A 10100-nucleotide genomic window follows, 5' to 3' on the forward strand; every position below is an offset into this window, starting at 1 on the left:
TAGCGCTCGCAGACTGGATCACGCTGACCACCAGCACCACCGCGGCCTTTACAACGAGCGTAGCTTCAGGCGGCACGTCGCTGCTCGGCGGCAAGTTCAGCCTTGCCGGCACTGTGCTCGGCGCACTGATCATCCAGACGCTCACGTACACCACGTATTCGATAGGCGTGCCGCCTGAAGCTACGCTCGTTGTAAAGGCCGCGGTGGTGCTGGTGGTCAGCGTGATCCAGTCTGCGAGCGCTCGTACGGTGATCATGCGACAACTCGGCCGCGCCTTTCCCCACGTTGCCAAGAAGCCCCTTGCAGAGGCCGCCAAATGAGGCATTTCCTTGATCGCCTGGTCGATCCGCGCACATTGCCAATCGTCGTCACCATCGTTCTGTTCGTTGCGCTGTTCGGTTTCGGCTCTGTGATGTACACCGGGTTTTTCTCGCTGCAAGTGCTGCTGGGCCTGCTCGTTGACAACGCCTTTCTCCTGATCGTCGCAATTGGCATGACCTTTGTGATCGTGTCGGGCGGCATCGACTTGTCGGTGGGATCGGTGGTGGCGTTGACGACGATTTTCTGCGCCGTCTTCGCCGAACGCCTGCATTGGTCCATATGGGTCATCGTGCCGCTCGTGCTTGTCTTCGGCGCGTTGTACGGAGCGGCCATGGGCGCGCTCATCCACTTCTTCAGGCTGCAGCCGTTCATCGTCACGCTGGCGGGCATGTTCCTCGCGCGCGGCGCGTGTTTCCTGATCACCACACAATCGATCACCATCAACGACCCGAGCTTTCACGCGCTGTCGGGTTTTCACATCGATATACACGGTGCTTCGCTCACGGCCGGCGGCCTGATCGCCATTGCAACGCTTGTGCTTGCCATCTTCGTCGCGCATTTCACACGTTTCGGGCGTAACGTCTATGCGGTCGGCGGCAACGAACGTTCGGCATTGCTGATGGGATTGCCCGTGGCACGCACGAAGGTCGGCGTGTATGCGCTGAGCGGATTTTGCTCAGCGCTCGGCGGCGTGGTGTTCACGCTGTACGTGCTCTCGGGATACGGCTTGCAAGGGCAGGGCATGGAGCTCGATGCGATTGCCGCCACGGTCATCGGCGGAACCTTGCTTACGGGCGGGGTGGGCTATGTGATTGGATCGGTGTTCGGCGTCGGCATTCTCGGAACCATCCAGACGCTGATCACGTTCGATGGCACGCTCAGTTCGTGGTGGACCCGAATCGTCATCGGCGCGCTTTTGTGTGCGTTCTGCTTGTTGCAGCGCCTGATAGAACGGCATGCGGCCCGGCGCAAGTCGGATGGGACGGCGTCGGGTGAACGGGCGGGATCGAAGCTGAAGCTCAGGTGGCGGGCAACACGGCAACACGACGACGCGACCAAAGCCGATCCCGCTGCGCTCGGGTCGCGGAGCTGACGCAGCTATCGACATGAAAAACGGTTCCGGACGCGCGGTGCGTTCGGGCGAATGAAGCTTTGAATAGTAATAGAAACGGTCAAGGAAAAATCGATGTCAGACGCAAAACGCCCGCTGCGCTCCGCCCAATGGTTCGGCACGGCCGACAAGAATGGCTTCATGTACCGAAGCTGGATGAAAAACCAGGGCATTCCCGATCATGAATTCCAGGGCAAGCCGATCATCGGCATTTGCAACACGTGGTCCGAACTCACGCCGTGCAATGCGCATTTCAGGAAGCTCGCGGAGCATGTAAAGCGCGGCGTGTTCGAAGCGGGTGGTTTCCCGGTTGAGTTCCCGGTGTTCTCGAACGGCGAATCCAATCTGCGCCCGACCGCGATGTTCACGCGCAACCTCGCCAGCATGGACGTCGAGGAATCGATCCGCGGCAATCCGGTGGATGCTGTCGTGCTGCTCGTCGGCTGCGACAAAACCACGCCCGCGTTGCTGATGGGCGCGGCGAGTTGCGACGTGCCGGCCATTGCGGTAAGCGGCGGACCGATGCTCAACGGCAAGCATCATGGCCGCGACATCGGTTCGGGCACGGTCGTGTGGCAGCTCAGCGAGCAGGTCAAGGCGGGCAAGATCACGCTGCACGAATTCATGTCGGCGGAGGCGGGCATGTCGCGTTCGGCAGGCACGTGCAACACCATGGGGACGGCATCGACCATGGCATGCATGGCGGAGGCGCTCGGCGTCACGCTGCCGCACAACGCGGCAATTCCCGCCGTCGATGCCAGGCGCTATGTGCTCGCGCACATGTCGGGCATGCGCATTGTGGAGATGGCGTTGCAGGACGTGCGGTTGTCGAAGCTGCTGACGAAAGAAGCGTTCGAGAACGCGATCCGCGTGAATGCGGCGATCGGCGGATCGACGAATGCGGCGATTCATTTGAAGGCGATCGCGGGTCGCATTGGTGTGAATCTCGAACTCGATGACTGGACGCGCATCGGCCGCGGTACGCCGACGCTGGTCGATCTGCAGCCTTCCGGCCGCTTCCTGATGGAAGAGTTTTATTACGCGGGCGGCTTGCCGGGCGTGATCCGGCGGCTTGGCGAAGCGGGCTTGCTGCCGCATCCCGATGCGCTCACCGCGAACGGCCAGTCGCTGTGGGAGAACACGAGAGAGGCGCCCATTTACAACGAAGAGGTCATCCGGCCGCTCGATAACCCGCTCGTCGCCGATGGTGGTTTGTGCATCGTGCGCGGCAACCTTGCGCCGAATGGCGCCGTGGTGAAGCCGTCGGCCGCGACGCCCGAATTGCTCAAGCATCGCGGCCGCGCGGTCGTGTTCGAGAACTTCGATCACTACAAGGCGCGCATTGGCGACCCCGAACTCGATGTCACGAAGGACTCTGTTCTCGTGCTGAAGAACTGCGGCCCGAAAGGTTATCCGGGCATGGCGGAAGTCGGCAACATGGGTTTGCCGCCGAAGCTGCTGGCACAAGGCGTGACCGATATGGTGCGCATCTCGGACGCACGGATGAGCGGCACGGCGTACGGCACCGTCGTGCTGCACGTGGCGCCCGAAGCGCGTGCGGGTGGCCCGCTTGCGGTGGTGAGGGACGGAGACTGGATCGAACTCGACTGCATGGGCGGCATATTGCACCTCGACGTCAGCGAGACCGAACTCATCGCGCGTCTCGCCGACTGGGCGGAAGCGCAGACCGTCACGCCGGCGGATACGAGCGGGTATCGGAAGCTCTACGTCGATCATGTTCTGCAAGCCGATCAGGGCTGCGATTTCGATTTTCTCGTAGGATGTCGGGGTGCCGATGTGCCGCGGCATTCGCATTAAGCCTGGATTGGCGGCGCGTTGCACGCACCAGATCAACGAAGATATCTTTAAGGTCCATCCATGACAGAGCAAGTTGCACAGGTCGCCATAGGCATTGCCGGCGTCGGCAAGATCGCTCGCGATCAGCATTTACCTGCTATAGCCGGGAATCCGGGGTACAGGCTCATTGCCGGCGCGAGCAGGAATGCGCGGATCGACGGGGTCAACAACTATCAGAATGTCGAGGAGATGCTGAAAGCCGAACCGCAATTGCAGGCCGTGTCGCTGTGCGCGCCGCCGCAAGTGCGGTTTGCGCAGGCACGCGCGGCGCTCGAAGCGGGCAAGCACGTGATGCTCGAAAAACCGCCGGGTGCGAGCGTGACCGAAGTTCAGGTGCTGGCTGCCCTGGCGCGGGAAAAGCAATGCACGCTGTTCGCGACCTGGCATTCCCGTCATGCGCCGGGCGTTGAAACTGCGCGCGCATGGCTTGCGGACAAGACGATCACATCGGTCAACGTCTTGTGGAAAGAGGATGTGCGCCGCTGGCATCCGGGGCAGGACTGGATCTGGCAGCCGGGCGGATTGGGCGTGTTCGATCCGGGCATCAACGCGTTGTCCATCGTCACGCGCATCTTGCCGCATGCGTTCTTCTTGAAGTCGGCGGAGTTGTTCGTTCCGGCCAACAGGGACAATCCGATCGCCGCAAATCTCGATTTCAGCGATGCGCTCGGCACGCCGATCCGCGCTGAATTCGACTGGCGGTTTGGTCCGGAAGAGTTGTGGCAGATCGAGGTGACGACCCGCAGTGGCGTCTTGCACCTGGCGCAGGGCGGGAAGTTCTTGAAGATCGATGAAGAGGTGAAGGATATCGGCACGGAGCGGGAATATCCGAGCCTCTATGACCGGTTCTTCGAGTTGATCTCGAACAGCTCAAGCGATGTCGATGTCAGCCCGTTGCAGCATGTCGCAGACGCCATGTTGCTCGGCAAGCGGCATGAGGTTGAAGCCTTCGAAGATTGAACGTTGAAACGGCCGGGCGTCTGCTAGCGCCCGGCCATCCACTACTGCCCGCCCGATGCCTGATCGTCCGGCGCGGCGTGATGCAGTTCAGGCTCGGCCATCGAGAACCCTTCCGCGCTCACCGGCTGCGCAGTCTTTCGGATCTTTGCGACGTCCGCCGCCGTCGCCTTGCCGCCTGAATTTCCCCAGCTCGTCTGCACGAACGACACCACGTCCGCTATCTGCTGGTCGTTGAGCACATCGGCATACGGCGCCATGGTCATCCTCGAAGGCGCGGTTCGCGTGGCTGGCATCGCGCCGCCCGAGAGCACGATGTGTATCGCCGACGTCGGGTTCGATGTCTGCAGCACGGCGTTGCCCGCCAGCGCCGGAAACGCCTTGCCATTGCCCTTGCCGTTCGACTTGTGGCATCCCGCACACCGGTCGAGGTAAATCTGCGCGCCGGGCATGGGCGGCACTTCGCCCGCATACAGCACGCGCGAGATCGCGGGGTCGTACGCGTAGGCTTTCGCCTGAGTTTTGCGCGCGGGCATCGACTTCAAATACCGGGCGATGCTCTCGAGATCCTGGCCGTTCATGTACTGCGTCGAATCGACTATGACATCGTTCATGGCGCCGAAAGATGCCGTCATGGGCGTGCGGCCGCTGCGCAGGAACTCGACAATATCCGCTTCGCTCCAGTCCGCCAGGCCGCCGCCGTGTTCGTTGCGCAGCGACGGCGCAATCCATCCGTCGATGGCGCCGCCGCCCGCGAGATAGATTGAAGAGTCGTTGCCGGTCAGCGCTTTTTCCTGCAAGCCGACGCCGCGCGGCGTGTGGCAACTGCCGCAATGACCCAGCCCTTCCACCAGATACGCCCCGCGTGCAACGGAGACGCTGTCGCTCGCGGTGTCGGCGTAGGGTGCGGGCGTGGGTGCAAACGCGGCGCGCCAGATCTTCAGCGGCCATCGCATGGAAAGCGGCCAGGGAATATCGTTCTTGCGATCGGCCTGCTCGACGGGTGCAACGCCATGCTGAAAGTAGGCGTAGAGCGCGTGCATGTCGGTATCGTTCACGCGTGAATACGACGGATACGGCATTGCCGGATAAACGGCGTACCCGGACTTCGTCTCGCCGTGACGCATCAGCGCGGCAAAATCGTCGTAGCTCCATGTACCGATACCAGTCTTCGCATCCGGCGTGATGTTGGTCGAATAGATCTTGCCGAGCGGCGTCTGGATCGGCAGACCGCCGGCAAACGGCTTGCCGTTATGCCCGGTATGGCACGCGATGCAGTCGCCTGCATGCGCCAGATACTCGCCGCGCGCAACCTGCTGCTGATCGGCAGTGAGAGGCGCGGCTTGCGCCGCATGTGCCGCGAAAGAGAAGGAAACAGCAAGCGCGAGCCCGCTCAAAACCCGGGTGAATGATGTCATCGTGTTCGCCTCAGGCATCGACCAGCGGACGCGGGTCTTTCAGATATTGTTCGCGGATCGCCTTCGCCGACCAGTAGGCAAGCGCTGTCGCGAGTCCCGTCGGGTTATAGCCGATACCCACCGGAAACACGCCCGAGCCCACTGCAAAGACGTTGTGCACGTCCCAGCTCTGCAGGTAGCGGTTCAGCACACTCGTGTTGCGGTCGGTTCCCATCGCGACGCCGCCTGCCCAGTGCGTGGTCTGGTACGGACGCAGGTCGAGGTGATCGCCGATGTTCATCACGCTCGTCTGGATGGACTTGGGGTTCATCGCGTGGGCGACTTTCTGCATCTGACCGGTGACGTACTGGCTCATGCGGATATCGTTTTCTTTCCAGTCGAAGGTGAAGCGCAACAGCGGCTGGCCGAAGCTGTCGGCGTAGGTCGGGTCGAGATCGAGATAGTTGTCGGCGTAGACCATGTTCGCGCCGTGAACATCGAACGAGACGGTATTGGTGTAGTTGTCCTTCACCGCCGTCTTCCATTGCGCGCCCCACTTGGGCGTGCCGGTCGGAACAGGAATGCCGGAGATCGGCTTCACGCCGGCCGGGTTGCACCAGACGGGCGCGCCGCCCACGAAGCCGAGCGGACCATGATCGAAGTTGTCGGCATTGAAATCGTCCAATGCCACGCCGTTGCCCCCGGCACCAATAAACCCGTTCGTGTTCTTTCCTGGCCCGAAGAACATGCGCACGGTGGACATCGTCTGATAGGCGACGTTCTTGCCGACTGCGCCTTGGCCTGTCTTCGGGTCATACGGCTTGCCTATGCCCGAGAGCAGGAACAGCCGCGCGTTGTTGTACGCGAACGTGCTGGCAATCACGAGCGCTGCGGGCTGCTCGACGGTATTGCCCTTGATGTCCACATATGTCACGCCCGTCGCTTTCTTTTTGCTGCTGTCCAGGTTGATGCGCAGCACGTTGCAGTTCGATCGCAATTCGAACAGCGGCACCTGTTTCAGCGCGGGCAGGATGTTGACGTTCGGCGATGCCTTCGAGTAGTTGTAGCAGGCGAAGCCCGAACAAAAACCGCAGAAGTTGCACGGACCCATCTGGCAGCCGTACTGGTTCGTGTAGGGTTGCGCGACATTCGCCGATGGTTCCTGAAACGGATGAAAACCCACTTCCCGCGCGGCGAGTTCGAACAGGTGCGCGGTGTACGGCGTCTTTTGCGGCGGCAGCGGGAAGTTGTCCGAGCGGTTTGCTTCGAACGGATTACCCACGCCGTTCGCAACAATCTGACCTTTCACGCGATACGCCTGGCCCGACGTTCCCATCATCTTTTCGACGAAATCGAAGTGCGGTTCCAGCTCTTCGTAAGTTACGCCGAAGTCCTGCAGCGTCATGCCGTTTGGCACGAACTTGCGGCCGTACTTTTCCTCGTAGTGCGACTTGAGACGAAGCTCTTCCGGATACACGCGCCAATGCTGGCCGGACCAGTGCAGGCCCGCGCCGCCCACGCCTTCACCCGGTTTGAAGGCGCCAATCTGCCGATACGGCAACGCGGTGTCGTTCAGGGAATGGCGGAACGTGAAGCTCGTCTTCGACATGTCCTGGAACAGCTTCCAGCGCTGCAAATAGGTCAGCTCATCGAGCGTCTTCGGATACGCGCCGTCCGGGTAGGTGTCGCGATACGCGCCACGCTCCAGTGCAACCACGTGCAGGCCGGCTTCGGTCAGTTCCTTCGCCATGATGGCGCCGGTCCAGCCGAAGCCGACGATCACGGCGTCCACGGGCTTCATCTTTAAATCGGCCATGCAATGTGTCCTTGTTTGTCAGCATCTGCGCTTATGGAACCGGTTCCAAAACCGGGCAAAGATCAGGCGCCCCGTTCAGCCGATGGAAACCGGCGGCAGCGGATAACGCTTGCCGTATTGCTCGACCCAGTCGATGTAATCGCCGCGTGCGCCCGGGAAATTGATCATTCGCCACGCGTCCATGTGCTTGTTGCCGCCGTGCTTCGGATCGCAGAAGTAGCCTTCGTGCGTGTTCTGCAGCAACTGCGCGAAGAAGTCGGCGGGCGGGACGTCGCCGATTGCCAGCTTGCCGTGTTCGAGTTCGCCGATGAGCGCATCTTTGGCGGCGTCGTCGAGATCGTTGAAAGGCTTGTTGTGCCTGGCGATGACCGCCTTGTCGAAACCGGCGAGCGCCGAACGGTACAGCGTGCGCGGCGAGAATTCGAGCTGGTAGCCCATCAGCGGCGATGTGTCTCTTACGAACGGACCGCGCATGTACCAGAGCGCCCCGAAGCCATACGGCTGGTTCATCTGCAAGTCGATGAACTCCGCCACGCCGGCCTCGACCGCGCCCGGGCCTTGTGCGTCGGCGGGAATGAGCCGGTCAACCAGCGCATTGAGCGTGTTCCATTCCTGGGCGGTGAAGTAGGCCGGCTTGTAAGGTTGGGCGTCGGCCGCCTTCACGAGCGTGGAACCGGCCACACCTGTTCCAACCGCGACGGCGGCCGGCGCCATGGCAAGTGCATCGCGGAGAAACGCGCGCCGGGCAGGGGAGATGCCGATGGTTTTCATTATCGAGTATCCAGAATGGCGAGCGGTCTTCAAGGGGTGGGATTATGACTGGCCACTTTGAAAGGCGCGCCGAAGCCGCCCGATAAACACCTTTGCAAGAATTGAAAATATAAAAGCAAACGTAAGATTCAAGTAATCATTGGAGAGGCTGGTGCTTGGCGGATCCTAAGACGATTCCGGTGGCCGATCACAAGCAGACAACAAACTTGACACTTATCCGTAGTTTTTGTTAATAATAATCATTTGCATTTGAGCCAGGCGCTGGCTGGCGCGCCCGAGTGCGGTCACGGACCTGGTGACCACCGTCTGCAGCTTCGACGGCAAACAGCGCAACTGCGGCCTGGAACTCGCGACCCACGGCGACGTGCTGAGCGGCCTGCGCCTGATGGCAAGCGTGACGTTCCACGAGGCGGACGGCGTGCCAAAACGCGCGATCAACTTCGGCGTTGGCTGGGACCTGCCGTGGGTGCCGGGCCTGAGCCTGAACGGGCGGGGCATCACCACCTCTTCGCTGTATTTAGATGCGGCCAACCGCATCGAGGTATCCGGCTGGACGCGCACGGATGTCGGCGCGCGTTATCGGACGCGGATTGAAGAACGTGTTCATCGATAACTACTGGCTCGTGAGCGGCACGTATGCAACGGTGGCCGCGCTGCGCCGCGCACGTTGCTGTTGTCGGCGCAGATCGACTTTCAATGGCTCCAGCATGACAACGCAAGACACTGCAAGCAAATGAACATCGTCATCACTCGATTCACCCGCGTGGGGCCGCTGGTGTCGCGCATCGTATGCGCCATCTTCGGCGGCTACGCGCTCGCTGCACTGACAAGCGTGGCGACCCTTGCATTGCCGATCAGCAAACCGCAAGCGGTCCTGACGGGCATGCTTGCCAGCTTTATCGTGTATGTCTGCGCTGTGATCTGGGTGTTTGCGGTGCGCAGCGCCTTGCGTGCGTGGACCGGATGTCTGGTCGCAGCGCTGCCGTTGTTGTGTGCAGCCTGGACCGTGTGGTCGGGAGGGCATGTCTGATGAAGGCATCTTCCAACCCGAAGCCGCAGGCCCGCGGCATCCGCCAGAGCATGTCCGACCTGCATACATGGACGGGCTTGCTTGTCGGCTGGATTCTCTACGCAATGTTCCTCACCGGCACGGTCAGCTACTTCAAGGAAGAAATAACGCAATGGATGCGGCCTGAAGTTGCGCACCGGACAGCGCCGCCCGACGCCGCACTCACGGCCGAGCGCGTGGCCACGACGCTCGGTACGCTGGCCGCAGGCAGCGCGCAGTGGAGTTTCGATCTGCCCAATGAACGAAGCAGCGTGATTGGTTCGTTCTGGCGCACGCCGGGTATTGCGACCGGCAAACGTGCGTTCCAGGAAGCGAGCTTCGACGTCGACACCGGCCAGAAAGTGACGGCGCGCGACACGCTCGGCGGCGACTTTTTTTATCGGTTCCACTTCCAGTTCTACTACATGCCTGCGTTATGGGGACGGTGGATCGCGGGCTTCTGCGCGATGTTCATGCTGGTCGCCATCATTAGCGGCGTGATCACGCACAAGAAGATCTTTGTCGACTTCTTCACGTTCCGATGGGGCAAGGGCCAACGTTCATGGCTCGATGCGCATAACGCGCTGTCGGTCTTCGGGCTGCCGTTCCACCTGATGATCACTTACACCGGCCTCGTTACCCTGATGGCGATGTACATGCCGTTCGGGTCCCAGGCCGCGTTCAGGACGCCGGCAGAGAGCCAGCAGATGACAACGCAGTTGAGCGCCTTCATCCAGCCGGGCAAGCCGAGCGGGCAGAAAGCGCCGCTTGCGCCAGTCGGCCCGATGGTGCGTGAAGCCGAGGCCCGCTGGGGACGCGGCA

9 protein-coding genes and 1 pseudogene are annotated in these 10100 nt (G+C 61.6%); 7 read left to right on the top strand and 3 right to left on the bottom strand.

What is annotated here, in order from left to right:
- The 4 genes and pseudogenes from ACRXB1_RS20990 to ACRXB1_RS21005 all read left to right on the top strand — a co-directional run.
- Positions 1-320, top strand: a pseudogene (locus ACRXB1_RS20990) (hypothetical protein); the annotation flags it as partial.
- Positions 317-1414 carry a galactofuranose ABC transporter, permease protein YjfF gene (yjfF, locus tag ACRXB1_RS20995; RefSeq protein WP_449493090.1) on the top strand — a complete coding sequence of 366 codons (1098 nt, stop codon included), beginning with the start codon at positions 317-319 and terminating at the stop codon, positions 1412-1414. The pseudogene ACRXB1_RS20990 and the gene yjfF, both read left to right, overlap by 4 nt.
- Positions 1415-1507: 93 nt before the next feature.
- Positions 1508-3250: an IlvD/Edd family dehydratase gene (locus tag ACRXB1_RS21000; protein ID WP_449493091.1), complete on the top strand. Its 1743-nt coding sequence runs from the start codon at positions 1508-1510 to the stop codon at positions 3248-3250.
- Positions 3251-3310: 60 nt separating this feature from the next.
- A complete protein-coding gene (locus ACRXB1_RS21005) occupies positions 3311-4249 on the top strand; it encodes a Gfo/Idh/MocA family protein (RefSeq protein ID WP_449493092.1) in 939 nt (312 codons plus the stop codon).
- Between the two features lie 41 nt (positions 4250-4290).
- Here ACRXB1_RS21005 and ACRXB1_RS21010 read toward each other — a convergent pair whose 3' ends face one another.
- From ACRXB1_RS21010 to ACRXB1_RS21020, 3 genes are all read right to left on the bottom strand, one after another.
- Positions 4291-5664, bottom strand: coding sequence for a c-type cytochrome (locus ACRXB1_RS21010; protein ID WP_449493093.1), 1374 nt, complete (start codon positions 5662-5664; stop codon positions 4291-4293).
- A gap of 10 nt (positions 5665-5674) precedes the next feature.
- Positions 5675-7459, bottom strand: coding sequence for a GMC family oxidoreductase (locus ACRXB1_RS21015; protein ID WP_449493094.1), 1785 nt, complete (start codon positions 7457-7459; stop codon positions 5675-5677).
- 75 nt (positions 7460-7534) lie between these two features.
- A complete protein-coding gene (locus tag ACRXB1_RS21020) occupies positions 7535-8230 on the bottom strand; it encodes a gluconate 2-dehydrogenase subunit 3 family protein (RefSeq protein WP_449493095.1) in 696 nt (231 codons plus the stop codon).
- Between the two features lie 295 nt (positions 8231-8525).
- Here ACRXB1_RS21020 and ACRXB1_RS21025 point away from each other — a divergent pair, with 295 nt between their 5' ends.
- From ACRXB1_RS21025 to ACRXB1_RS21035, 3 genes are all read left to right on the top strand, one after another.
- Entirely contained in the window at positions 8526-8843 is a 318-nt protein-coding gene (locus tag ACRXB1_RS21025) for a TonB-dependent receptor domain-containing protein (RefSeq protein WP_449493096.1), read from the top strand.
- Between the two features lie 120 nt (positions 8844-8963).
- The gene (locus ACRXB1_RS21030; protein WP_174362733.1) at positions 8964-9260 is read left to right on the top strand and encodes a DUF3649 domain-containing protein; all 297 of its coding nucleotides are present in this window, start codon (positions 8964-8966) and stop codon (positions 9258-9260) included.
- Positions 9260-10100: PepSY-associated TM helix domain-containing protein (locus ACRXB1_RS21035; RefSeq protein WP_449493097.1), on the top strand; the 841-nt coding region annotated here is incomplete at its 3' end. The genes ACRXB1_RS21030 and ACRXB1_RS21035, both read left to right, overlap by 1 nt.

This window comes from Caballeronia sp. M23-90 (assembly GCF_053574605.1).

Bases quoted from the DNA above. Each gene is read 5' to 3' on its own strand.
- yjfF (WP_449493090.1), top strand. From the start codon at position 317: ATGAGGCATTTCCTTGATCGCCTGGTCGATCCGCGCACATTGCCAATC.
- ACRXB1_RS21000 (WP_449493091.1), top strand. From the start codon at position 1,508: ATGTCAGACGCAAAACGCCCGCTGCGCTCCGCCCAATGGTTCGGCACG.
- ACRXB1_RS21005 (WP_449493092.1), top strand. From the start codon at position 3,311: ATGACAGAGCAAGTTGCACAGGTCGCCATAGGCATTGCCGGCGTCGGC.
- ACRXB1_RS21010 (WP_449493093.1), bottom strand. From the start codon at position 5,664: ATGACATCATTCACCCGGGTTTTGAGCGGGCTCGCGCTTGCTGTTTCC.
- ACRXB1_RS21015 (WP_449493094.1), bottom strand. From the start codon at position 7,459: ATGGCCGATTTAAAGATGAAGCCCGTGGACGCCGTGATCGTCGGCTTC.
- ACRXB1_RS21020 (WP_449493095.1), bottom strand. From the start codon at position 8,230: ATGAAAACCATCGGCATCTCCCCTGCCCGGCGCGCGTTTCTCCGCGAT.
- ACRXB1_RS21030 (WP_174362733.1), top strand. From the start codon at position 8,964: ATGAACATCGTCATCACTCGATTCACCCGCGTGGGGCCGCTGGTGTCG.